The 23,823-nt window shown below is 59.0% G+C and carries 24 protein-coding genes; 10 read left to right on the top strand and 14 right to left on the bottom strand.

The features are described 5' to 3' along the window. Positions 1-93: 93 nt before the first annotated feature. Positions 94-600: a DinB family protein gene (locus V6S97_RS22615; RefSeq protein ID WP_087745148.1), complete on the top strand. Its 507-nt coding sequence runs from the start codon at positions 94-96 to the stop codon at positions 598-600. A gap of 61 nt (positions 601-661) precedes the next feature. Here the strand turns inward: V6S97_RS22615 and leuC are convergent, their stop codons facing one another. Next, positions 662-2,071 carry a 3-isopropylmalate dehydratase large subunit gene (gene leuC, locus V6S97_RS22610; protein ID WP_003505108.1) on the bottom strand — a complete coding sequence of 470 codons (1,410 nt, stop codon included), beginning with the start codon at positions 2,069-2,071 and terminating at the stop codon, positions 662-664. 426 nt (positions 2,072-2,497) lie between these two features. Here leuC and V6S97_RS22605 point away from each other — a divergent pair, with 426 nt between their 5' ends. Next, complete coding sequence (locus tag V6S97_RS22605; protein WP_020809770.1) at positions 2,498-3,775, top strand: MFS transporter; 1,278 nt, start codon at positions 2,498-2,500, stop codon at positions 3,773-3,775. A 122-nt stretch (positions 3,776-3,897) separates the two neighbouring features. Here the strand turns inward: V6S97_RS22605 and V6S97_RS22600 are convergent, their stop codons facing one another. The 4 genes from V6S97_RS22600 to rplS form a co-directional block, all read right to left on the bottom strand. Further along, positions 3,898-4,860, bottom strand: a complete 963-nt coding sequence (locus V6S97_RS22600; RefSeq protein ID WP_087745143.1) for a rhizobiocin — start codon at positions 4,858-4,860, stop codon at positions 3,898-3,900. Between the two features lie 181 nt (positions 4,861-5,041). Continuing rightward, positions 5,042-6,355 (bottom strand): HlyD family type I secretion periplasmic adaptor subunit, encoded by a 1,314-nt coding sequence (locus tag V6S97_RS22595; protein ID WP_060725366.1) that lies wholly within the window; start codon positions 6,353-6,355, stop codon positions 5,042-5,044. Next, on the bottom strand, positions 6,348-8,081 hold the full coding sequence (locus V6S97_RS22590; RefSeq protein ID WP_080866478.1) for a type I secretion system permease/ATPase: 1,734 nt from the start codon (positions 8,079-8,081) through the stop codon (positions 6,348-6,350). The genes V6S97_RS22595 and V6S97_RS22590 overlap by 8 nt, the downstream gene beginning before the upstream one ends. 337 nt (positions 8,082-8,418) lie before the next feature. Beyond that, positions 8,419-8,958 (bottom strand): 50S ribosomal protein L19, encoded by a 540-nt coding sequence (gene rplS, locus V6S97_RS22585; RefSeq protein WP_003505101.1) that lies wholly within the window; start codon positions 8,956-8,958, stop codon positions 8,419-8,421. A 268-nt stretch (positions 8,959-9,226) separates the two neighbouring features. Between rplS and V6S97_RS22580 the strand changes: the two genes are divergently transcribed. Beyond that, positions 9,227-9,973 carry a sulfite exporter TauE/SafE family protein gene (locus V6S97_RS22580; RefSeq protein ID WP_003505100.1) on the top strand — a complete coding sequence of 249 codons (747 nt, stop codon included), beginning with the start codon at positions 9,227-9,229 and terminating at the stop codon, positions 9,971-9,973. Here V6S97_RS22580 and trmD read toward each other — a convergent pair. From trmD to ffh, 5 genes are all read right to left on the bottom strand, one after another. Then, positions 9,955-10,653: a tRNA (guanosine(37)-N1)-methyltransferase TrmD gene (gene trmD, locus V6S97_RS22575; RefSeq protein WP_003505099.1), complete on the bottom strand. Its 699-nt coding sequence runs from the start codon at positions 10,651-10,653 to the stop codon at positions 9,955-9,957. The two genes, V6S97_RS22580 and trmD, sit on opposite strands and share 19 nt — an antisense overlap. A 4-nt stretch (positions 10,654-10,657) precedes the next feature. Next, a complete protein-coding gene (gene rimM, locus V6S97_RS22570) occupies positions 10,658-11,224 on the bottom strand; it encodes a ribosome maturation factor RimM (RefSeq protein ID WP_003505095.1) in 567 nt (188 codons plus the stop codon). 120 nt (positions 11,225-11,344) lie between these two features. Then, positions 11,345-11,722 carry a 30S ribosomal protein S16 gene (rpsP, locus tag V6S97_RS22565; protein WP_003505093.1) on the bottom strand — a complete coding sequence of 126 codons (378 nt, stop codon included), beginning with the start codon at positions 11,720-11,722 and terminating at the stop codon, positions 11,345-11,347. Between the two features lie 33 nt (positions 11,723-11,755). Then, entirely contained in the window at positions 11,756-12,073 is a 318-nt protein-coding gene (locus tag V6S97_RS22560; protein WP_003505091.1) for a chorismate mutase, read from the bottom strand. A gap of 11 nt (positions 12,074-12,084) precedes the next feature. Then, complete coding sequence (ffh, locus tag V6S97_RS22555) at positions 12,085-13,653, bottom strand: signal recognition particle protein (protein WP_003505089.1); 1,569 nt, start codon at positions 13,651-13,653, stop codon at positions 12,085-12,087. 327 nt (positions 13,654-13,980) lie between these two features. Here ffh and V6S97_RS22550 point away from each other — a divergent pair, with 327 nt between their 5' ends. From V6S97_RS22550 to V6S97_RS22520, 7 genes are all read left to right on the top strand, one after another. Next, positions 13,981-15,051 carry an MBL fold metallo-hydrolase gene (locus V6S97_RS22550; protein ID WP_080570256.1) on the top strand — a complete coding sequence of 357 codons (1,071 nt, stop codon included), beginning with the start codon at positions 13,981-13,983 and terminating at the stop codon, positions 15,049-15,051. 122 nt (positions 15,052-15,173) lie between these two features. Then, positions 15,174-16,076, top strand: a complete 903-nt coding sequence (gene dapF / locus V6S97_RS22545) for a diaminopimelate epimerase (protein WP_003505083.1) — start codon at positions 15,174-15,176, stop codon at positions 16,074-16,076. Further along, positions 16,073-17,347: a tRNA (N(6)-L-threonylcarbamoyladenosine(37)-C(2))-methylthiotransferase MtaB gene (gene mtaB / locus V6S97_RS22540; protein WP_003505081.1), complete on the top strand. Its 1,275-nt coding sequence runs from the start codon at positions 16,073-16,075 to the stop codon at positions 17,345-17,347. Before dapF ends, mtaB begins: the two co-directional genes overlap by 4 nt. Before the next feature lie 32 nt (positions 17,348-17,379). Further along, on the top strand, positions 17,380-18,816 hold the full coding sequence (gene ftsY / locus V6S97_RS22535) for a signal recognition particle-docking protein FtsY (RefSeq protein WP_003505079.1): 1,437 nt from the start codon (positions 17,380-17,382) through the stop codon (positions 18,814-18,816). 2 nt (positions 18,817-18,818) lie between these two features. After that, on the top strand, positions 18,819-19,469 hold the full coding sequence (locus tag V6S97_RS22530; protein WP_003505077.1) for a septation protein A: 651 nt from the start codon (positions 18,819-18,821) through the stop codon (positions 19,467-19,469). Continuing rightward, positions 19,466-20,062 (top strand): DUF2585 domain-containing protein, encoded by a 597-nt coding sequence (locus V6S97_RS22525; RefSeq protein ID WP_035212820.1) that lies wholly within the window; start codon positions 19,466-19,468, stop codon positions 20,060-20,062. Before V6S97_RS22530 ends, V6S97_RS22525 begins: the two co-directional genes overlap by 4 nt. 118 nt (positions 20,063-20,180) lie before the next feature. Next, positions 20,181-21,362, top strand: coding sequence for a GGDEF domain-containing protein (locus V6S97_RS22520; protein ID WP_003505073.1), 1,182 nt, complete (start codon positions 20,181-20,183; stop codon positions 21,360-21,362). 16 nt (positions 21,363-21,378) lie between these two features. On the opposite strand, the gene V6S97_RS22515 is transcribed toward V6S97_RS22520, so the two are convergent. The 4 genes from V6S97_RS22515 to ccmB all read right to left on the bottom strand — a co-directional run bounded on the left by V6S97_RS22515 (position 21,379) and on the right by ccmB (position 23,651). Next, positions 21,379-21,981 (bottom strand): DsbE family thiol:disulfide interchange protein, encoded by a 603-nt coding sequence (locus tag V6S97_RS22515; RefSeq protein ID WP_003505071.1) that lies wholly within the window; start codon positions 21,979-21,981, stop codon positions 21,379-21,381. Next, positions 21,978-22,151, bottom strand: a complete 174-nt coding sequence (gene ccmD, locus V6S97_RS22510) for a heme exporter protein CcmD (RefSeq protein WP_003505069.1) — start codon at positions 22,149-22,151, stop codon at positions 21,978-21,980. The genes V6S97_RS22515 and ccmD overlap by 4 nt, the downstream gene beginning before the upstream one ends. A gap of 4 nt (positions 22,152-22,155) precedes the next feature. Further along, the gene (locus tag V6S97_RS22505; RefSeq protein ID WP_003505067.1) at positions 22,156-22,917 is read right to left on the bottom strand and encodes a heme ABC transporter permease; all 762 of its coding nucleotides are present in this window, start codon (positions 22,915-22,917) and stop codon (positions 22,156-22,158) included. A gap of 74 nt (positions 22,918-22,991) precedes the next feature. Next, positions 22,992-23,651, bottom strand: a complete 660-nt coding sequence (gene ccmB, locus V6S97_RS22500) for a heme exporter protein CcmB (protein WP_003505065.1) — start codon at positions 23,649-23,651, stop codon at positions 22,992-22,994. Positions 23,652-23,823 lie beyond the last annotated feature (172 nt).

Genomic DNA, 23,823 nt, shown 5'->3' with positions numbered 1-23,823 from the left:
GTTTTCCGCTTTGCAATGCGAGTAGACAAGGCATCCTCCATGACGAAAATATAAACATAGTGCTCACATTTTTCAGATGTAAAGGATATTGTCATGAGGGATTTGCTCAGGAGCCTGCTCGGCTATCACGCATGGGCGAACAGGGACTTGTTCGAGAAGCTGCAACAACTCGATCCCGTCCAGAACGCATCCGAGCGACACATGGCAATTCGGCTGATCAATCATTATTACGTGGTCGCAAGGATTTTTTCGGGCCATCTCACCGGAGCGGCGCACGGTTTTCTCTCCGACAATACCGAGGCAACGCCGCAGCTGGATGATCTTGCGAAGGATGTCGCTGCTCTGGATGGCTGGTATCTCGATTACATCGGGAAAACATCACCGGCATCGCTTGGCGAATTTGTCGCCTTCACCTTCACCGACGGGGACAAGGGTTACATGTCCCGTGCCGAGATGATCTCGCATATGGTCCTGCATGCCGGCATTCACAGAGGGGAGGTCGCGCGTATTCTGAGCCAGCTCTCCATCACGCCGCCCTGGGATACTTTTGCTGTGTTTCTGCATGGCTCGCAGCCGCAACGGCGTTTGCAGGGGGCATAATAAAAAGCCACCCGCCCCTGTGTGGGACGGGTGGCTTTCCTGAAACGATGGTCTCAGGAACCTATTGCCACTCGCGCACGTCGACGAAATGACCGGCGATCGCCGCCGCCGCTGCCATGGCAGGGGAGACGAGGTGGGTGCGGCTCTTATAGCCCTGGCGGCCCTCGAAATTGCGGTTCGAGGTGGAGGCACAGCGTTCGCCGGGCTTCAGGCGGTCGTCATTCATGGCAAGGCACATGGAACATCCCGGTTCGCGCCATTCGAAACCGGCTTCGAGGAAAATCTTGTCGAGACCTTCCTTTTCCGCCTGTTCCTTCACAAGACCGGAGCCGGGCACGATCATTGCCGAGACCGTGGGGGCCACCTTGCGGCCGTCGACGATTTTCGCCGCCGCGCGCAAATCTTCGATGCGGCCATTGGTGCAGGAGCCGATGAAGACGCGGTCGATGGCGATATCGGTGATGCGCGTTCCGGGCTTCAGGCCCATGTATTCCAGCGCACGCCATTTGGAGGTACGCTTGTTTTCTTCCTCGATATCATCCGGATTGGGAACGATCCCTTCAACGGAGGTCACGTCTTCCGGCGACGAGCCCCAGGAGACGATCGGCGGCAGATTGGCCGCGTTCAGTACCACGACCTTGTCGTAATGTGCGCCTTCGTCGGACTTCAACGTTTTCCAATAGGCGATAGCCTGTTCCAGCGTTTCGCCCTTCGGCGAGCGCGGCTTGTCTTTGATGTAGTCAAAGGTGGTTTCGTCAGGTGCAATAAGACCTGCGCGGGCTCCGCCCTCGATGGTCATGTTGCAGACCGTCATGCGGCCTTCCATGGAGAGCGAACGGATCGCCTCGCCGGCAAATTCGATCACGTGACCGGTGCCGCCAGCCGTGCCGATCTCGCCGATAATGGCGAGGATGATGTCCTTGGCGGTAACACCATCCGGGATTTTGCCGTCGACACGCACCAGCATGTTCTTGGCCTTTTTCTGGATCAGCGTCTGGGTCGCCAGAACGTGCTCCACTTCCGAGGTGCCGATGCCATGCGCCAATGCGCCAAAGGCGCCGTGGGTCGAGGTATGACTGTCGCCGCACACGATCGTCATGCCCGGGAGGGTGAAACCCTGTTCGGGGCCGACGATGTGAACGATGCCCTGGCGCTTGTCGCGCTCGGAATAATATTCGACGCCGAAATCCCTAGCGTTCTGCGCGAGCGCTTCCACCTGAATGCGGCTTTCCTCGTTCTTGATACCTTCCAGCCGGTCGGCCGTGGTCGGAACGTTATGGTCGACGACGGCCAGCGTGCGGGCAGGTGAATGCACGGGGCGACCGGCTATGCGCAGGCCTTCGAAGGCCTGCGGGCTCGTCACCTCATGGACGAGGTGACGGTCGATGTAGAGAAGACAGGTTCCGTCGGGATCACGATTGACGACGTGGTCGTCCCAGATTTTGTCATACAGGGTGCGGGGTGCGCTCATGGCTCTGTGCCTTGTCATATAAAAGGGTAATGAGGGTTCAGTAAGGCGGTGGACAGCGTGCTGCTGTCAGGCGAGCCTAAGTCGGCTGGTGAGCGCCCCGGAAACGCGCGCAAAGAACCGTGCTGGCAGACGCTTGTGGTCCTGCAGCACATAAACATTCTGCGCGAGACATCCGAATTTAGATCCCATGGCAGCGTTCATAGCAGATTGCCGGTTTTACGGCAATATGAATGCGTACAGCCCTGAATGCGACGGTTCGGCATTTTCTATATGCGCTGCATCATGGCTCAAGCCCCCAATGGGCCTGCCTTGTAGTGGTTGCCGGTGGTTATGATGCAGTGCAACTTGCGTATTTTGCAATGCACATATAGATGGGTTCCCTTATCATTTGCATTTCGACGAGCAATCGAAGGGAGGGAAAAGCATATGGTATCCGAAAAAGCCCTTATCTCGAAGATCACCTGGCGGCTGATGCCGTTTCTTGGCCTTCTTTATCTCATCGCCTATATCGACCGCCAGAATGTCAGCTATGCCAAGCTGCAGATGGTCGATGCGCTGAGCCTCAGCGAATATGCCTACGGCCTTGGCGCTTCGCTGTTCTTCATCGGCTATTTCCTCTTCGAGGTGCCGAGCAACCTTTTCCTCAACCGTTTCGGCGCCAGCAAATGGTTCGCCCGCATTCTGGTTTCCTGGGGCGCCGTCACCATCGCGCTTGCCTATACGCAGAACGCCACGATGTTCTACATCCTGCGCTTCCTGCTCGGGCTCTGCGAGGCGGGTTTCTTCCCCGGCGTTTTGTTCCTGATGACGCTCTGGTTCCCGCGCGATTATCGTGGCCGCATGATCGGCTTGTTCATGATCTTCAGCGCGCTTGCCAATGCCATCGGCGCACCGCTTGGCGGCATGCTGCTCGATCTGGATGGTTTCCTCGGTTATGCCGGTTGGGAATGGGTGTTCCTCGCCACGGGTATTCCGGCCGTCATCGCCGGTATCGCCACCTTCTTTTATCTCGACGACACCCCGGAAAAGGCGAAGTTTCTGACGCAGGATGAGAAAACCTGGCTGAAGAACCGGCTGGCCGAAGAAAACAAGGGCATGGAAGAACATGCGGAGGACGGCTTCAAGGCGCTGGTCAATCCGCGCGTTCTGTTTATGGCGCTTTGCTATGTCGGCTTTCCGCTGGCCGCCTATGGTCTCAGCTACTGGCTTCCGACGATCGTGAAGAGCTTCGGCGTTTCCAACACCGCTAACGGCTTCATCAACATCATCCCCTGGGTGATCGTCGCCGTTGCACTGTTCGTCGTGCCTTTGGCGGCCGACAAGGCCAAGAACAAGACGCCCTATATCGTCGGCCCTGCCTTCATCGGTGCGTTTTGCCTGTTGATGTCGGCATTGCTCAGTGATCCGGTCCTGCAGTTCGCTTTCCTCTGCATCGCCGCCGCAGGCATCTTTGCCGGCCAGCCGGTGTTCTGGAGCCTGCCCGGCCGCTTCCTCAAGGGAGCAGGTGCGGCTGCCGGTATCGCCGCGATCAATTCCGTCGGCAATCTGGGCGGCTTCGTGGCGCAGAATGTGGTGCCCTGGATCAAGGATCAGACCGGCAGCACCATTGCGCCGATGTTCTTCCTTGCTTTCTGCCTGGCGCTTGCCGGGGTGCTCGTCATCATCGCAACGCGCAGAATGGGCAATCAGGTCAGGGCCGCCTGACTTTGGAAGATAGCGACAGCTGACACGATTGCCGACCGTCGCACATGCAAAAAATCGTGGCCCGGGTGTTTCCGGGCCACGATCATTTTAAGTGGCAAATAATGAAATTCTCTTCGAGAGAATTACGCGGTGAACCAATCGCTACCGGTCAGGTGAACACCGGAGAGAACGATCTTTTCGCCCTTGTGCTCGCCAGTGACGTTGTAGCTGAGGATGGTGTCGTTATCGATCGTCGATACCGCCCAGTTATCGATCACCGTGCCGACCAGCTTGAGCTTGTCCACGGCGGCGTTGAAGCCTTCGATGGTATCAGTCGCAAAGCTCTTGGCCATGTCGCCGAGATTAAAGACGAAGGTATCGGCGCCACCGCTTGCGATGATGTGATCGATACCCTTACCGCCGGTCACCAGTGAGGACGCAAGTTTCACGCCGCTCAGATCGATCGTATCGTTACCGGCACCTGCATCGATCTTGACGGAAGTGAAGCTGCCGTCGGTGATGCCAGCACCGCCATTCACGGCACCGGTATTGGCGGCAAGACCGCCCGTGCCAGCCGCAGATGCGTCGTTAAATGCAGCGCCAGCCTTGACGATGATCGTGTCGTTGCCTGCCCCGGTATCGATGTTGAAATTGTTTACCCAGGTCTTTTCATTCGAAACGACAGAGACGGTGACCGTGTCATTGCCAGCGCCGGTCGAGATGTTGCCACGCTTGGCATTGAGAACTTCCACGGTGGACGAACCGGTGCCGCCGAGATGAACGTCGACCTGAACGAAATCCTTGAAGATAAGGTTTTCAGAGGTGTCGGACTGGGCGAGAGCGTTCTTTACCGAATTCCATGCTGACGATACGTCAAATTTGAAGCCGTTCGAGGAGGCATCGTAACCGACATCCACCGTACCACCTGCACCGGTGCCGGGAACTGATACAGCGCCGACATTGACGCTACCGGATTCGAGCGAGGAACCGTTCTTGACCTGAGCGGTCGATTCCGTGAGGAGCTTATAAGCTTCCTGGTCGATCAGGCTGGTAAGCGAGGAAACCGAAGCGGCGCCGCCATTACCGAAAGTTACTTTTAACGCCATTTTAAACTCCTATAAATCTTTGAGAAATTGATGAATTGAAATTAAATTAATAGTAATTATTGCGGGTAATATTTAATACATAAAAAACGATAATACAATATAAGAAATACGTTTTTTTCGAAAAATCGCGTATTTGGTGTATTGAGAAATTTTCTCTAAAAGCCGCTTTTTCTGAAATAAATCATTCCTGAACGAAGGTTTTTCTGAGCCTGTCTTGGAATGGTTTTACGAAATAAGAAAGAACACTCCTCTCGCTGGTCTGGATAAATACTTCTGCCGGCATGCCAGGATATAACTTCCCGCCAGGTAGGTGCGTCATGCCGGCCTTGTTGGGTTTGATGCGCAACGCGTAATAAGATGTGCCAGTTCGGGAATCCGTCTGCAGATCGGGGGCAACGACAGCAACCTCCGCGCTCAAATCCGGCGTCGTGCTTTGGTTGAACGCCGTAAAGCGAACGGTGACCGGTTGCCCGACGTAAATCTGATCGATGTCTCGCGGGGTTATATTGGCCTCGATCGCAAGCTCATCCCGCTCCGGCACCACCAGCATCAGCACTTCGCCGGATTGAATGACGCCATTTATATTGTGCACTGAAAGCTGGTAGATGCGACCGGCAATCGGCGAGCGGATGTCGAGGCGATCCAGCTGGTCGCGCGTCGCCGCCAGCCGTTCTTCATATTCCGCAACGGTCGCTTCGATTGATGTCAGATCTTTCGTGACTTCCGATTTGCGGTCTTCGTCGAGCTGAAGCAGTTGCAGATCCAGTTCGCTCAGCTTGCCCACCGTTTGCGCACGAGCGGCGATATATTGGCCCTGCTGGCCTTCGAGATTGGACAGCTGGCGTTTGAGGAGATTGAGGCGCTGGAGCGTCACGAGCCCTTTTTTGAAGAGCTCGTCCGTCTTGGAAACATCGTCCTTTACAATGGCAAGCTCATTGTCCGTCGCCTCCACCTGCACCTCGAGGCCACGCGCCTCGTCACCGAGTTGGTCCTTGCGCGTTCCCAACTGCTTTTTCATGCCGACCAACGCGTTGCGACGGCTATTAAAAAGGTTCTGTTCGCTGTCGATGAAGGTCTTGGCCGCCTTCGAACTCGTCAGCGCCGCCAGGTCTTCCGTTACAGTGAAAGACGGTGCTTCGGCAATCTCTGCACGGAGACGGGCCCGACGCGAGTAGAGCTGCGCAAGCGTATTCTCGATGATGGAGAGGTTCGCCTGAACGACGGTGGCGCTCAGCCGCAGGAGGATCTGGCCGGCCTCTACCCTGTCACCTTCGGCGACATTGATCTCGCTGACGATGCCGCCGGAAAGATGCTGGATTTTTTTTGAATTGCCTTCAACGACAACCCGGCCCGTGGCCACCACCGCACCGGCAAGCTTTGCGAAAGCAGCCCAGCCGCCCAATCCGACCAAAAGGCCAAGGGCGAGAACGACCACTGCCGTCGAATGTCTGAGAATGGACGCATTCGTCATGCCGGGTTTTTCCGCTTCAACCATTTTCGCTCACCCGGTTTTCAATCTTGCGCGTTTCTTCCTCCTCAGGCACCTGGCGGATGTTCTGCCGCAGGATTTGCGCGAGCACCTCCTCCTTCGTGCCAAAGCGCAGCATCCGGCCGTTGCTCATCACCATCACCAGATTGACGCTTTCGATGGCGCTGGGGCGATGGGCAATGACGACGACGATGCCGCCGCGCGCCCTGATGTCGCCAATCGCATTGCGCAGGGCTCCTTCGCCTTCACTGTCCAGATTGGAGTTCGGCTCATCGAGAAGGACGAAGAAGGGTTCGCCAAACAGGGCACGGGCAAGGCCGATGCGCTGCTTCTGCCCGCCCGACAAAGCCTCGCCGCGGTCGCCAATATAGGTATCGTAACCGTTGGGCAGGTTCAGGATCAGCTCATGCACCTGCGCAGCCTTGGCTGCGGCGACGATTGCTTCCGCAGTCGCATTGCGGTCGAAGCGCGCAATGTTCTGCGCCACCGTCCCCGGCATCAGTTCCACCTGCTGGGGCATGTAACCGATGGATTTGCCGAGAAACTCGAAATCCCACTGGTTGAGTGCGGCCCCATCAAAGCGGACGGAGCCACGTTCATAGGGCCAGATGCCGGTCATCAGGCGTGCCAGCGTGGACTTGCCGGACGCGCTTGGGCCAATGATGCCGAGCCCGTCGCCTGCGTTCAGCGTGAAGGAAATATCGGCGACCGTATCGCGTGCGCCATTGGGCGGCCCACCCGTTACACGATCGACTGCGACGGTAAATTGCGGGCGCGGCAGGGAGAGCGGCGGTGTGGGTTCCGGCACCAGCTCCAGGAACTCGTTGACGCGTTTCCAGCCCTGTCTTGCGGTCATGAAGCTGCGCCAGTTCGCGATTGCATGTTCGACAGGACCGAGCGCCTTCGCAGAGAGAATCGAACCTGCGATGATGCTGCCCGCCGATGCATGGCCGTCGATGACAAGCACGGCGCCGATGGCCATGACGCCGGATTGCAGCAACAGGCGGAAGGTTCTCGACATGGCGCCGAGCATGCCGGCCGTATCTGAAGTCGACAGGGTGACGGAGCGATATCTGGAGTGCAACTCGTCCCACATGGACGTCACTGCATCCATCATGCCCATGGTCTTGATGGATTCAATGTTGCGCTGACTGCTGCCGACGAGGACGTTTCTCTGCCCTCGCGCAGTATAAGCCTGCTTTGTCGCCCTTTCGGTCAGCCAATTGGTCAGAAGCGTCAGCACGATGAGAACCACGGCTCCGCCGAGCACAGCGAACCCGATCCACGGATGCAGGGCAAAACAGATCAGGAGATAGATGGGCAGCCAGGGAATATCGAAAAAGGCCGCAGGCCCCGGCCCTGAGAGAAACTGGCGGATCTGATCGAGATCACCGACGATCTGCAGCCCATCGATCTTCCCGGAAGCAAGGAGCGGGGCGCTGATCGACGCCCTGAAAAGCTTCTGATTGAGCGCGTCGTCCATATTGTCCGAGATGCGCGCCAATATACGGCCTCGCAGCGCGTCGAACCCCATGAGAAACGCGTAGAGAACGATCAGCAGAACGACCAGCGCCACAAGAGAGGGAATGCTCTTGCTGGGCAGAATGCGGTCGTAAACTTCCAGCATGAAAAGTGAGCCGGAAAGATTAAGGATGTTCATCAACGCGCTGGCGAGGCCAACTGCCAGGAAAGCGGACTTATTTCTTGTTAAAAAAGAATTAAATAAAAACATAATAACACCTAAAACAGCAAGAAAATTGCACAATAAAGGGAATTAGGCAATGCTATTCGAGGATGGGCTAAAACACCCACACGAAAAAATTAAGTAAGTATCTGTAGTTGATTGGAATCTTTCTGCATCCTTTCATGAGAAATGACTGAAAGGTCGCGCGGCAGGCGGGCAGTAAGGCGAGTTTTCTTTCGATTTTCCAAGCTGCATAAAACCGCTCGTGCAACATAGTTCCAGGCCGCTTGCCAATTCTCAGTCTGCGGCTTTAGGTTTGCAGCGAGACACCACAAAAAAGGCGGCCCAAAGGCCGCCTTTTCTTTAATCCATCGAAATGGAAATCTTATTCGGCTGCGGTTTCAGCAGCCTTTGCTGCTTCTTCTGCTGCCTTGGCTTCTGCGGCTTCGGCTGCTGCCTTCTCGGCGGCGAGAGCCTGTGCTGCTGCTACCTTTTCGGCTTCCAGACGTGCCTTTTCTTCGGCTGCTGCCTGGCGCTCGGATTCGTTCAGCTTGCGGGCGCGCGTACCGGTGTTTTCAACGATACGGGCAGCCTTGCCGCGACGGTCGCGCAGGTAGTAGAGCTTCGCGCGGCGAACCTTACCGCGGCGAACGATTTCAACGCCTTCGACCAGAGGGGAGTAGATCGGGAATACGCGCTCGACGCCTTCGCCGTAGGAGATCTTGCGAACGGTGAAGCTTTCGGAAAGGCCACCGCCGGAACGGGCGATGCAAACGCCTTCGTAAGCCTGAACGCGGGTACGGTTACCTTCGGTAACGCGAACGTTGACGCGCAGGGTGTCGCCCGGAGAAAACTCGGGCAGGGTGCGCTTTGCTTCGATCTTGGCGGCCTGTTCGGCTTCCAGCTGCTGAATGATATTGGTCATGTTAACCTCTGATTTCTTCTGAAACAGCCAGAGCGCTCAACGGTTCGTCCTTCGGTCAAAGCCTTGGGATCATGCCTTGCGGCAGGAGCGGGTTCGCCATTCTTTGCTTGCGGTTAAAGGGGTAAACCCCAATTCCACGCGGGCACATACACGAGGCAGCGCCGTTTGTCATCCCTTTCATGACAATATTTTATCAATTGCGCACCGCGTCCCTGCAGTTGCGAAGCGGCTTTCTGCCGGATATGGCATGAAAACCTTGGGAGGGGCCATGTCCATATTCATCGTTCTCATGCTGTTTGCGACCGGCTTTCTGTCGGGTGTAGTCAATGCCATTGCCGGCGGCGGCACTTTCCTGACCTTCGGGGCGATGACGCTGGCCGGCCTGCCGCCCATCGTTGCCAATGCCACTTCGGCTATTGTACAGTTTCCGGGTTATATCACCTCGGTCATCGCCTATGGGCCGGAAATCCGTGCGCATTGGCGCGAGGCGATCCTGCTGTCAGCCGTTTCCGTCGTCGGCGGGCTGGCCGGCTCGCTGCTTCTGCTGTCGCTCGACAATCCTTCCTTCCGCCAGCTGGTTCCATGGCTGCTTCTTGCCGCCACCGCCGTTTTCGCCGCCGGCCCGTGGCTGCGTCCGAAGGTCAGTACGGAGCGGTCTCCCGGCAATCTTCCGAGCCTCGTCTTTCAGGGGCTCGCCTCCATCTATGGCGGTTTTTTCGGTGCCGGCATGGGTATCATGATGCTCGCCATCCTCGGGATCACCTCGGGCGGCAGCTATCATCATCTGAACGCGCTGAAGAACCTGCTGTCGGTGGTGATCGCCATCATCGCGATTACGATCTTCGTCAGCGGCGGCGTCGTATCCTGGTGGGCGGCGCTCATCATGTTCCCGGCGGCGGCACTTGGCGGCTATGCGGGCGTGCACACGGCAAGGCGCGTGCCGCAATGGATCATTCGCTGGCTGGTCATTGCGGTCGGCCTGGTGCTGACGGCCTATTATTTCGTCTCGGCCTGAGCCTTTTTAAGAAGGTCTGGCCGTCTTTCCTTCGTCAGCGCCAGCGCCTGTTCGTGCCGCCATTTGTTGATGGCGGCGTGGTTGCCTGACGTGAGGACGGCGGGAATATCGCGGCCCTCCCATACCTGCGGGCGGGTATAATGCGGATGTTCCAGCAGCCCGCCCTCGAAGCTTTCATGCACACCGGAAAGATCGTTGCCCATGACGCCCGGCAGGACGCGGACGATGGCGTCCAGAAGCGTCAGTGCGGCCGGCTCGCCGCCTGAGAGGATGTAGTCGCCGATCGACACTTCCTCCAGCCCGCGCGCCTCTATGACCCGCTGATCGACGCCTTCGAAACGGCCGCAGACGATGATCGCACCGTCGCCCGCCGCCAGTTCGCGCACACGGTCCTGCGATAGTGGTTTGCCGCGTGGGCTCATCAGCAGGCGCGGTCGCGTATCGCCATCCGAAACATGGTCGATGGCTGCAGCAAGAATGTCGGGTTTTAGTACCATGCCGGCACCGCCGCCTGCCGGGGTGTCATCGACGCTTCTGTGCTTGTCCGTCGCGAATTCGCGAATCTGCACGGCCTCAAGCGACCATTGTTCGCGTTCCAGCGCCTTGCCCGCCAGCGAATATCCCAAATGTCCCGGAAACATTTCCGGGTAGAGCGTCAGAACGGTGGCCTTGAAAGTCATTGCTTTATTTCTTGCCGAAAGGCGATGCGCCGGTTTCGTCTTTGTCGTCGGGATTGTCGATCAGTCCGGCGGCCATCGGGTCGATGAGAATGCGGCCGCCTTCGAGATCGATTTCAAGCACGGCTGCTTCCGAAAAGGGTATGAGGGCAGGGCGACGGCCCGCACCTTTCAGTTCCAGCAGATCACCTGCACCGAAATCGTAGACGGCGCTGACGGCGCCATAGCTTTTGCCTTCGGCATCAACGGCTTCCAGCCCTTCGAGATCGGCATAATAAAACTCGTCGTCGTCAAGCTCGTCGTCAGGAAGGTTGTCCCGGTCGATGAACAGTTCCAGCCCGTTCAGGCTTTCGGCCGCATTACGGTCGTTGATGCCCCTGAAACGAACGACGACAACGTTCTTGCCCTCGCGCACCTCAAGAATTTCGAAGATGCGGCCATCGGCGGTGACCAGATTACCATAATCGCCGAGCGCCATCGGATCGGCCGTATAGGTGCTGACACGGACCTCACCGCGCAGGCCCTGCGCGCCGCCGATCTTTGCCATGAGTACCGGGTTTTCCAGCTTTGCCATCGGGCCGTCCGTCTTCTGGTGGTGGTTGCGTCAGCTTTAAGGTTTGTTGACGCCAAAATAAACAAAAAACGGGCGGCATGGAAAACCACGCCACCCGTTCTTCAAAAGATTCTGCGCAGATTATTCTGCGGCAGAGGCTTCCGCAGCAGCAGCGGCTGCATCTTCAGCCTTCTGCTTCTTTTCGGCAACGCGTTCCAGAGCGCGCTTGCCCGGCTTTGCCTTTTCCGGGTTGCTGCGAGCGGCGCGCTCGGCAAGGCCGGCTTCTGCGAGGAAACGCAGAACGCGGTCGGTCGGCTGTGCGCCCTTGGCGATCCATTCCTTGATGAGGTCAGCCTTCAGCTCGATGCGCTGCGGATTGTCCTTGGCAAGCATCGGGTTCCAGGAACCGACCTTCTCGAGGAAACGGCCGTCGCGGGGCGAACGGGCGTCAGCAACGACGATCTGGTAGTACGGGCGCTTCTTGGAACCACCGCGTGCGAGACGAATTTTCAGTGCCATGTTATTTACTCCTTAGGATGGCTTGTCCGCCTTTCAGGCGGTCTTTTCGGTGCCGCCATGTTCGGCGGCGATTGCTTCATGATGCCGGATGACTTCCTTGATGATGAAGTTCAGGAACTTCTCGGCGAAATCCGGATCCAGATTGGCATCCTTCGCCAGATGGCGAAGGCGTTCAATCTGGTATTCCTCGCGCGCCGGGTCTGCCGGCGGCAAATTATACTTTGCCTTCAGCACGCCCACCGCCTTGGTACAGCGGAAACGTTCGGCAAGAATGTGAACCAGTGCGGCATCGATATTGTCGATCGACTGGCGGTATTCGGAAAGCTGGGCTTTCACCTCTGTATTGTTCACTGGTGTCCCCCTCACTTCTTTTTCGGAAAGCCGGGCAGGCCCGGCATGCCGCCAAGACCCGGTAGCTTGGCCCCGCCGAGACCCGGCAATCCGCCCGGCATGCCGCCAAGGCCGGGCATCGCGCCCGGTTTACCGAGACCGGCAGCTTCTGCCTGCTTCTGGAGCGCTTCAAGCTGCTTCGGATCGATGTTCGACAGATCAGGCATGCCGCCGCCAAGACCACCGAGGCCCATCTTGCCGGCAAGGCCGCCCATCATCTGCTTCATGATGCCGCCTTTGCCCTTGCCGCCCATGGCCTTCATCATGTCGGCCATGCCGCGATGCATCTTCAGAAGCTTGTTGATTTCAGCGGCATCGGTGCCGGAACCGGCGGCGATGCGCTTCTTTCGGCTGTGCTTCAGAATATCGGGATTGGCGCGTTCCGCCTTGGTCATCGACGAGATGATGGCGATCTGGCGGTCGAACATCTTGTCGTTGAGGCCAGCGGAAGCCATCTTGTCCTTCATGCCGGCCATGCCGGGCATCAGCCCCATGATGCCGCCCATGCCGCCCATCTTCTTCATCTGGGCAAGCTGGTCGGAGAGATCGTTGAGATCGAACTTGCCCTTGGCCATCTTCTCGGCCATGGCGCGGGCTTTTTCCGCATCGATGTTCTCGGCGGCCTTCTCGACCAGCGAGACGATGTCGCCCATGCCGAGAATGCGGTCAGCGATACGGCGCGGATGGAACTCGTCGAGTTCGTTCATGCGCTCGCCGATACCGATCAGCTTGATCGGCTTGCCGGTGACGGCGCGCATGGAAAGGGCAGCACCGCCGCGTCCGTCGCCGTCCATACGGGTGAGCACAAGACCGGTGATGCCGACGCGCTCATCGAAATTGCGGGCGAGGTTGACGGCGTCCTGACCGGTCAGCGAATCCGCGACCAGCAGGATTTCGTGCGGATTGGACTTCTTCTTGATGTCGGCCATTTCCAGCATCAAGGGTTCGTCGATGTGGGTACGGCCGGCGGTGTCGAGAATGACGACGTCATGGCCGCCGAGCTTTGCAGCCTGCACGGCGCGCGCGGCGATATCTGTCGGCGACTGGCCGGCAATGACCGGCAACGTGTCGACGCCGGTCTGCACGCCGAGCTGGCGAAGCTGTTCCTGTGCGGCCGGACGACGCGTGTCGAGAGATGCCATCAGCACCTTCTTCTTGTCACGGTCGGTCAGGCGCTTGGCGATCTTGCCTGTTGTCGTGGTCTTGCCCGAACCCTGCAGACCCACCATCATGATGACGACGGGGGCGGGGGCGTGAAGGTCGATGGAAACGCCTTCGGTGCCGAGCATTTCGACAAGTTCGTCATGGACGATCTTGACGACCATCTGGCCGGGCTTGATGGATTTGAGAACAGCTGCGCCGACAGCCTTTTCACGCACCCTGTCGGTGAAGGAACGCACGACTTCCAGCGCCACGTCCGCTTCCAGAAGCGCACGGCGAACCTCGCGCAGGGCGGCGGCAACATCGGCTTCCGTCAGTGCGCCACGGCCGGTCAGTCCATTCAGAATGGAACCAAGGCGGTCCTGGAGGTTTTCAAACATCGTTTCTTCCTTCTTCGTTCCGGGGTCTCCGAAACGTCGGTGCTTTCGCTGGCAAAAACAAGACGCAAAGCCAAAAAGCACCCGAGGGCGCATCGCGCTGTCGGGTGTTGACCTCCGGGATCTCTTTATACCTTTGCGGGTCCCGGTCGGCGGCTTGGAGTCGTGAAACTGCCAGCTGATTGGCGGCGATAAACAGGAAAGCGCGGGAAAAGTCAAGGCGGTGCCGGGTTTCAGGCGCGAAGGCCTGCATTTCATCTTTGCGTGATTGGTCGCCGGCCGCCATTGGCGGTGCTTGAACGGCCCTCTTTCGCTCCCTATACATTTGTCATGAACCGTCGAAAATTTTTTCGTTTTTCCGCTCTTGGCCTGCTCGCTCTGGCAGGCGGCGGCCTTTATGCCCGCCGTTCGAGCGCCAGCGCCTATTATAGCGGCCCGATCTCCGATCATTTCGACGGGGTGCGCTTCTTCAACCCCGGCGGTTCGCCGCCCGGCAATTTCATGGGTCTGCTGAAATGGCGCTTCAATGGCGAGCGCGCCACATGGCCGGAAAGCTATCCGAGCCCCTTTCCCTTCGCAAAACCGGAAGCCCGCATCGAAGGCAGGGACATGCGCGTCACCTTCATCGGCCATGCTTCGTTTCTCATCCAGACGGCGGGATTGAATATTCTCGTCGATCCGGTGTGGTCGCAGCGCACCAGCCCTTTCAGTTTTGCCGGTCCCAAACGGGTCAATCCGCCCGGCATCCGTTTCGAGGATTTGCCGCCCATCGATCTGGTGCTGGTGACGCATAATCACTACGACCATCTGGATATGGAAACGTTGAAGCGCCTGCATGTGGCGCACAAGCCGCTTTTCATCACGCCGCTCGGCAATGACGCGATTATTCGCACCGGTGTCGAGGCGGCGCGTATCAAGGTGGGCGATTGGGGCGATGTGGTGGAGACAGGTTCGGTGAAAATTCATTTCGAACCGTGCCACCACTGGTCGGCCCGCGGTCTTAACGACCGACGCATGGCGCTCTGGGCCGCCTTCGTCATCGAAACGCCAGGCGGTAAAATCTACCATATAGGCGATACCGGCTTCCACGAGGGCCTCAATTATCACGCCGCGCGCAAGAAGCACGGTGAGTTCCGTCTCGCCAACCTGCCTTTCGGTGCCTATGAGCCCCGTTGGTTCATGAAGGGCCAGCACCAGAACCCGGCGGAAGCCGTGGAAGGAATGAAGCTTTGCGGCGCGGCGCATGTTTGCGGGCACCATTGGGGGACAGTACAGTTGACGGACGAGGCCGTGGATGCGCCGCTTGCGGCCCTCAAGGTTGCGTTGACGGAGCAGGGGGTCGACGAAAGCCGTTTCCGGCCAATGCGTCCCGGTGAAGTTTTCGACGTGCCTTCCGTCTGACCGCAGCCCCGTTTGCGCCGCAACAGTCTGGTAATTTGCCGGTCTTTCCGCCATATAGGGCGAAAGCGCGGGGCAAATCCCGAATGCAAACCGGTTTTCAGACAGTTTTCAGGTTTAAGGCGATGGCGGATACGGTCGAATTTGCGAAGATGAACGGGCTTGGCAACAAGATTCTCGTTGTCGATATGCGCGGCCGTAAAGATATGGTCACGCCCGAAGCGGCAATCGCGCTCAATGCCGATTCCTCAACCCAGTTCGACCAGATCATGGCGATCCACGATCCGCGTGTTGGCGGCACGGATGCCTTCATCGACATTCTCAATTGCGACGGCACGAAGGCGCAGGCCTGCGGTAACGGCACGCGCTGCGTGGTGCAGGCGCTGTCTTCCGAAACGGGCAAGACCAGCTTCACCTTTCAGACGGTGGCGGGCATCCTGAACGCCGTCGAACATGAAGATGGCATGATATCAGTCGATATGGGCCTGCCGCGGTTCCGCTGGAGCGACATTCCGCTTTCGGAGGAGTTCCACGATACCAGTCGCATCGAATTGCAGATTGGCCCGATCGATGCGCCGATCCTGCATTCGCCCGCCGTCATGTCCATGGGCAATCCGCACGCGATCTTCTGGGTGGATCGTGATCCGATGGAGTTCGATCTCGAACGTTTCGGGCCGCTGCTCGAAAACCATCCGATGTTTCCGGAGAAGGCCAATATCACGCTGGCGCAGGTGATTTCCGACAGCGCGCTTCGCACCCGCACATGGGAACGCGGCGCAGGGCTGACACTCGCCTGCGGTTCGGCCGCCTGCGCATCAGCCGTTTCCGCCGCCCGCACCGGCCGTACCGGCCGGAAGGTCACCATCGATGTCGCCTCCAGCCCCATCCGCGTGCCGCTGACCATCGACTGGCGTGAGGACAATCACGTCATCATGACCGGCCCGGCCGAATGGGAATGGTCCGGCATGGTCGATCCCGTTACCGGCGTCTGGTCGCGTGATGCTGCGGCCGAACAGGGGGCCGTATGAGTGGCGTCGAGGTCATAACCTTCGGCTGCCGTCTCAACACCTATGAATCGGAAGTGATGCGGGCGGAGGCCGAAAAAGCCGGGCTCAACAATGCCGTGCTGGTCAATACCTGTGCGGTGACGGGCGAAGCGGTGCGTCAGGCGCGCCAGGCCATCCGCCGCGCACGGCGCGACAATCCGCATGCACGCATCATTGTTACCGGCTGTGCCGCACAGACGGAAAAACAGACCTTTGCCGAAATGCCCGAGGTGGATGCGGTGCTGGGCAATGAGGAAAAGCTGAAAAGCGCCTCCTATCGCGCGCTGCCGGATTTCGGCGTCTCGGCGGAAGAAAAACTGCGCGTCAACGACATCATGAGCATCAAGGCGACAGCGCCGCAGATGGTCAAGCACATAGACGGGCATGTGCGCGCCTTTATTCAGGTACAGAATGGCTGCGATCATCGCTGCACCTTCTGCATCATTCCTTATGGGCGCGGCAATTCGCGCTCGGTGCCCATGGGTGCGGTGGTGGATCAGGCGCGCAGGCTGACGGAAAGCGGCTATTGCGAAATCGTGCTGACCGGGGTGGATGCGACCAGCTATGGCGCTGACCTGCCCGGCGAGCCGTCGCTTGGTTATCTCGCCAAGACATTGCTGAAGCAGGTGCCGGATATTCTGCGCCTGCGCCTTTCCTCCATCGATAGTATCGAGGCCGATCATCATCTCATGGATCTGATTGCCGATGAGCCGCGTTTCATGCCGCATCTGCACCTGTCCCTCCAGCATGGCGACGACATGATCCTGAAACGCATGAAACGCCGCCATTCACGGGCCGATGCCGTTCGTTTCTGTCACGAAGTGCGGGCGCTGCGGCCGGAGATCGCCTTCGGCGCGGATATGATCGCCGGTTTTCCGACCGAGACGGAAGAGATGTTTGAAAATGCCGCGACGCTGGCGGAAGAATGCGGCATTTCCAGCCTGCATGTATTTCCCTACAGCCCGCGTGCCGGCACGCCGGCGGCTCGCATGCCGCAGCTCGACCGCGCGCTGGTGAAGGAGCGGGCGGCGAGGCTTCGTGAACGCGGAGAAGCGCTGCGGCTCACGCATCTGCAAGGTATGGTCGGTTCGATGCAGACGATCCTCGTCGAAAACAACGGTTTTGCCCATACCAATAATTTCACGCTGGTCGCGGCGCCTGATCTTCCTGCGCGTACTCTTGCGCAGGTTGCGATTACCGGCCACAACGGCAAACATCTGAACATGAAGCTTCTGGCGGCAAATGCGGCCTGAGGCGGCTAAAGAGAAAAGACACGGGAACGACCATGGCCCTCGGCTTCATCAAAAAAGTCTTTTCGTTCGGCAAGGACAAGGCCGAAACGGAAGAGCGGCCGCAAGAGGACGCCGCGTCTGAGCGCGGCAATGAAAACGCCTCCTTCGAAGCGGCGCTGAGCGACGCGCAAGTGCATGACCCTGTCGACAGGGACCCGGTTTCCGAACTGGAGATGGAGACGGCCGGTGGCCCGGCCCCGGACGAGGCGACGGATGTCGTTCTCTCCGAAGAAGATGAGGAAGAGGACGCGCCGCTTCTTCCCGGTGCCGAGCTTTCCGGCGATATGGGCGTGGTGCCATTGTCGTTGCTACAGGCGGAAGCAGCCGCTGAAGAGCAGGACGAAGCTTTGCCGGAAGCAGCGGATGTCGTGCTGGATACGGATGCGATGGATGCGCTGCTCGACGAGGCGGAAGCCGCGAGCGCGGTCGAACCCCCTGCGGTTCCCACGGCTCTGCCCAAGGGTTTTTCGTCGGCAAGTGAACGGCAGGAGCCTGCGCCTGTAGCACCGCAGGTAAAACTGACATGGTTTCAGCGCCTGCGCGCCGGGCTTTCCCGCACGTCGTCGCAGCTGACGACGCAGATTTCGGCGCTCTTCACCAAGCGCAAGCTGGATGAGGACACGCTCGATGAGCTGGAAGATCTTCTCATCCAGTCCGATCTGGGTGTCGAGACCGCCATGCGCATCACCGGCGCCCTGTCTTCCGAGCGTTACGGCAAGGATGTGAGCGGCGAAGATGTGGCGCGCATCATGGCGGGCGAGATCACCAAGGTCCTGAAGCCTGTCGCCAAGCCGCTGGAACTCGATCTCTCGCACAAGCCGCATGTCATTCTCGTCGTCGGCGTGAACGGTACCGGCAAGACGACCACTATCGGTAAGCTTGCCGCCAAGCTCTCGGGCTCTGGCCTCCAGGTCATGCTTGCGGCCGGCGATACCTTCCGCGCGGCGGCGATCGAACAGCTCAAGATCTGGGCCGATCGGACCGGCTCGCAATTCATCGGCACTAAGCTCGGCGCGGATGCGGCGGGGCTTGCCTACGACGCTTATGAGCAGGCGCGGGCGCAGAAAAGCGATGTGCTCATCATCGATACGGCCGGCCGTCTGCAGAACAAGACGGAACTGATGGCGGAGCTGGAAAAGATCGTGCGCGTGCTCGGCAAACTCGATCCGGATGCGCCGCACACCGTGCTGCAGACGCTGGATGCGACGACCGGCCAGAACGCGATGAACCAGGTGGAAATATTCCGCAATGTCGCGGGCGTTTCGGGCCTGATTATGACAAAATTGGATGGCACGGCGCGGGGCGGTATCCTCGTCGCCATCGCTGCCAAACACAAGCTGCCGGTTTATTTCATCGGCGTGGGTGAAGGTGTTGATGATCTGGAGCCCTTCGAGGCGGAAGATTTCGCCAAGGCCATTGCGGGAGTGTGAGTATGGATATTGAAAGCAATTCCAAGGAAAGCGAAAAGATGGTGGCGGAAATCAGCCCGCTCCTGAAATTCGTGCTCGAGCTTGGCCCGCTCATGGTGTTCTTCTTCGCCAATTCCCGCGGCGAATGGCTGGCCTCCACCTTCCCCGTGCTGACGGAATTCGGCGGGCCGATCTTCATTGCCACCGGCCTGTTCATGATCGCAACGGCGCTGGCTCTCTCGGTTTCATGGGTGCTGACGCGGAAACTGCCGATCATGCCGCTGATATCAGGCATCGTGGTGTTCGTCTTCGGCGCGCTGACCTTGTGGCTGCAGAACGACACTTTCATCAAGATGAAGCCGACCATCGTCAACACGCTGTTCGGTGTCATCCTGCTGGGCGGCCTGTTTTTCGGGCAATCGCTGCTCGGCTATGTCTTCAATTCGGCCTTCAGGCTGACGGATGAGGGCTGGCGCAAGCTGACGCTGCGCTGGGGCGTGTTTTTCCTCTTCCTCGCGGTGATGAACGAGGTTGTGTGGCGCATGTTCACCACCGACACCTGGGTCGCCTTCAAGGTGTGGGGCACGATGCCGATCACCATCATCTTCACCATGGCGCAAATGCCGCTCGTCATGCGCCATTCGCTGGAACCGCTCAACAAGGACGAAAAATGACAATTGCAGAGATGTCGGCTTCCCGTTCGCGCTCGCTCAAATGGTTCGGCGTGGCCGCCGGGCTGCTTCTCCTGCAGATCGTCATTCTCTATGCCATGGGCCGCATTCCGATCTGCGAATGCGGTTATGTGAAGCTGTTCGAGCCGGGCGTGAACACACCGGGCAATTCCCAGCATCTGGCCGACTGGTATACGCCCTCGCATATCATTCACGGCTTCCTGTTCTACTGGTTCGCCTGGCTGCTCTTCCGCAACAAACCGCTTTCCATGCGGCTGTCACTTGCGGTTCTGGTGGAAGCGGCATGGGAGATCCTTGAAAACTCGCCTCTCATCATCGATCGTTACCGCACGGCGACCATGGCGCTGGGTTACACCGGCGACAGCATCCTGAACTCGGCGATGGATACGGTTTTTATGGTGCTGGGTTTCCTCTTCGCCGCCCGCGTGCCGGTGTGGCTGACGGTTGTGATCGCCATCTTCTTCGAAATCTTCACCGGCTGGCTGATCCGCGATAATCTGACGCTGAACGTCGTCATGCTGGTCTGGCCCGTGGAGGCGATCAAGGAATGGCAGAACGCGCTCCCGCAAATGTGAACGCAGCCGCCAGGATTTTGGCCGGGATGGACTGAAACCACGCGAGACATGCAGGCTTTTTTAAGGGCATTGCGGTATCGTCCGGGTTCAAAGACCCGTCTCTTCCTGGCAGAACCCGTTGCAAGATAATTTCGCCTATCTTCTCCCCTTCATCATGCTGACATTCGGCGTGGTGTTCCTGTTCCTGCAGAGGATCGGTCACGCTTCCGCCCGCTATTGGGGTATCGGATATCTTTCGGCGGCCTTTGGTTTTGCGACGCCTCTGGTGCTCGGTGGCCTGCCTTTCGAAGTCCAGGCGATCCTTTCGAACCTGTTGTTCTTCTCCGCCTTCTTCCTCTATGGCCATGCGCTGCTTACCCATTTTGACCGGCCGCTTCATACCGCGGCCCGACTGTCGATCGTCGTGGTTGCGGTGTTGCTGGTCTCTTTCCATGTTTTCATCACGCCGGATCTGAAACGCGAGCTCGTCATTGGCGATTTCGTCTGCGCCCTTTTGCTTGTGATCCCGGTCTGGCTCGTGCGAAAGCGCCCCGTCGCACTCGCCGACAGGCTGATGGTGGGAATTGCCTGTCTTGTGGTGATGGAAACGCTGGTGCGCATCGGCATGCTGCTGGTGATGACGCCCGGGGGCTCGATGATCGAGCTCAGCGAATTCTTCGAGTCGGATTATGCCTTCTACATGCAGCTCGCCGCGAGCATTTTCGGCTTCCTGCTTGCGCTTTCCGTGCTTGCGAGCCAGATTTCCGTCACCGTCGACCGGCATCTGCATGCGGCGGAACATGATCCTCTGACTGACGTGCTGAACCGCCGCGGCTTTGATCGCCGTGTTCCCGATTTTCGCAACGATACGCCTGAGGGCGCGGTCATTGTCTGCGACATAGATCATTTCAAGCGCATCAACGACGTCTACGGTCATGCGGCAGGAGATATCGTTCTCATCGGCCTTTCCGATCTTCTCAGAAAAAACGCGCCCGGGGATGCGCTGGTGGCGCGCTTTGGCGGTGAGGAATTCGTTGTCTTCCTGCCCGGCCAGACGGCTGCCGCAGCCGGCCAACTTGCCAATGGCATGCGTACAGGTCTCTCGTCGCTCGATTGGCGCAACCGGGGTGTAACCAGCCAGATCACGGCAAGCTTCGGTGTCTCGGCCGTCGCGAGGGGGGATCATTCAATCCACGATGCCATCAAGCGTGCCGATGATAGTCTCTATGCCGCAAAACGTGGCGGTCGCGACCAAGTCGTGCTGGAAGGCATGCGTCTGCCGGCTGAAGGCCCGTCGCTGAGGGTCGTTACCAAGGGGTGATACCTTGCGGAGTGGGTTATTTCCCGGCTGCGGCCGCGATGGCTGGCAGCAGGTCCCGTTCGACGCTGCGGGCATCGAAGGGGCCGACCTTTTTATAAAGGATCGTGCCATCCGCGCCGACCAGATAACTTTCGGGAATACCATAGACACCCCAGTCAATCGCCGCCTTGCCGTTCGGATCGACGCCTATCGCCGCAAAGGGATTACCGAGCTCGCCGAGGAAACGCAGCGCATTATCCTGCTTGTCCTTGTAATTGATGCCGACGACGGTGATGCGGTCGTCCTTCGCCAATTCCTGAAGCAGCGGGTGCTCCTGCCGGCAGGGAATGCACCAGGAGGCGAAGACGTTGACCAGCGTCAGCCTGCCTTTGATGGCGGTATCGGTCAGCGCCGGAAGGTTCGAGCCCTCCAGCGGCGGTAGCGACAGGGCGGGTGCCTTGGTACCGATAAGCGCCGAGGGAATGGCGCTGATGTCGAGCCCGTTCACGTCCTGATCGTAGAGCATCTTGCCGGCGATGAGGGCGAAACCGCCAAACAGCAGCAACGGGAGAAGCGCCAGCGCATAACGTGCACGGCCCGTCGTTTTGGCTTTGGTGTCGTCGTGGTTGGCCTGCGTCATTGCGCGTCACCTGTGGAACCGGCTCTTGCCCTGCGGCGCACACCGGAGGCCTCCAGTTCTTTCAGTTCCCGTTTGCGCGCCTGGCCGTCCATGACGACCCAGGCGATGAGACAGAGAACGACGAGGCCGGTGGCCGCATAGGACATGCCGATATAAAAGGCGTGTGTCATCCTCTCAGCCCTCCCGGTTCGCGATGCGGGCGGCAAGCCGCCGTTGCGCTGCGACACGCCGACGCCAGATTTCATTGCGCATGGCGGCGATATGCAAGGTGAAGAACAGCAGCGTGAACCCGATGGCCATCGTCAGAAGCGGCCAGAGAAATTCTGCATCGATGGCGGAACCGCCCATGCGGATGACACTTGCCGGCTGGTGAAGCGTATTCCACCACTCGACCGAAAATTTGATGATGGGGATATTCACGAAACCGACGAGGATCAGCACGGCGCTGACACGGGCGGCCCTGGACGGATCATCCATGGCCCGGTTGAGTGCGATGAGCCCGAGATACATCAGGAAAAGCACGAAAACGGAGGTCAGCCGTGCGTCCCATACCCACCAGGTTCCCCACATGGGCTTGCCCCAGAGCGAGCCGGTGATGAGTGCGATGAGCGTGAACGCTGCGCCGATGGGGGCGGCGGCCTTGTGGCTGACATCCGCGAGCGGGTGACGCCAGACGAGGGTGCCGATCGCAGAGATCGCCATGACCGAATAACACATCATGGCAAGCCAGGCGGAGGGGACATGCACATACATGATGCGCACGGTATAACCCTGCTGGTAATCGCCCTCAGTGGTGAAAGACAGATAAAGACCTGATGCCAGCACCAGTGCTGTCAGAGCCGCGAGCCAGGGCAGAATGCGTGCCGCCAGCGCCAGAAACCGCGTGGGATTGGCGAGATCACTGAGTTTGGTGATGGTGAAGGTCTGCTGGTTCATGCCGTTTGTGTAACCCGAGAATGGCCGCCCCGCAATTGATCCCTGTCAATCGGGGACCGTCCATTGCAGTTTCATCAATCCATAACATTGCGCAGTGCCAAAGCGGCAAAGAAAGGACCGGTCACGGCTGAAAATAACGTGATCGCACAGAGAATGAGGAATGGCGGCATGAAGGGCGCCGGGTCCTGCACGGCTGCGTAGGAAGCGCTGACGCCGAAGATCAAGACGGGAATGGCGAGCGGCAGGACGAGGATGGAGACCAGAAGGCCGCCGCGCGGCAGGGCAACGGCAACCGCTGCGCCCACCGCGCCGATGAAGGTAATGGCGGGTGAACCGACGAGAAGGGTGAGCATGACGGCGCCGATCGCCACCTCGTCCATGTTCATGAACAGGCCGAGCAGCGGCGAGGCAAGCACCAGCGGCAGACCGGTCGTGACCCAGTGCGCCAGGCATTTCACGAAGACGGTCAGGACGAGCGGGGTTTCCTGCATCAGGATCAGATCGAGGGATCCGTCATCCCGTTCGGCCTGGAACAGCCGGTCGAGGCCGAGAAGGGCTGATAGAAGCGCACCGATCCAGACGATGGCCGGGCCGATGCGGGCGAGCAGGTTGAGATCAGGACCGACACCGAAGGGGATAACAGCAACAACTGTCATGAAGAACAGCACGCCGATCAGCGCGCCGCCGCCGGCGCGGATGGAGAGTTTGATATCGCGGAGGAAGAGGGCGGTCATTGGGGCGTCCTCGTGTTCGCGGCGTTACCCCCCTCTGCCCTGCCGGGCATCTCCCCCTCAAGGGGGGAGATCAGCAGGAGGCTTTCCCGACGCTTCATTCTCAAACGTTGAGATTGTCGAGACCTAACCGCGAGTCGATCTCCCCCCTTGAGGGGGAGATGCCCGGCAGGGC

It is taken from the genome of Agrobacterium sp. CCNWLW155 (assembly GCF_036888815.1).
Taxonomy (GTDB): domain Bacteria; phylum Pseudomonadota; class Alphaproteobacteria; order Rhizobiales; family Rhizobiaceae; genus Agrobacterium; species Agrobacterium radiobacter.
Note: the sequence above shows the minus strand (reverse complement) of the source record. Positions and strands in the feature narration are given on the sequence as shown.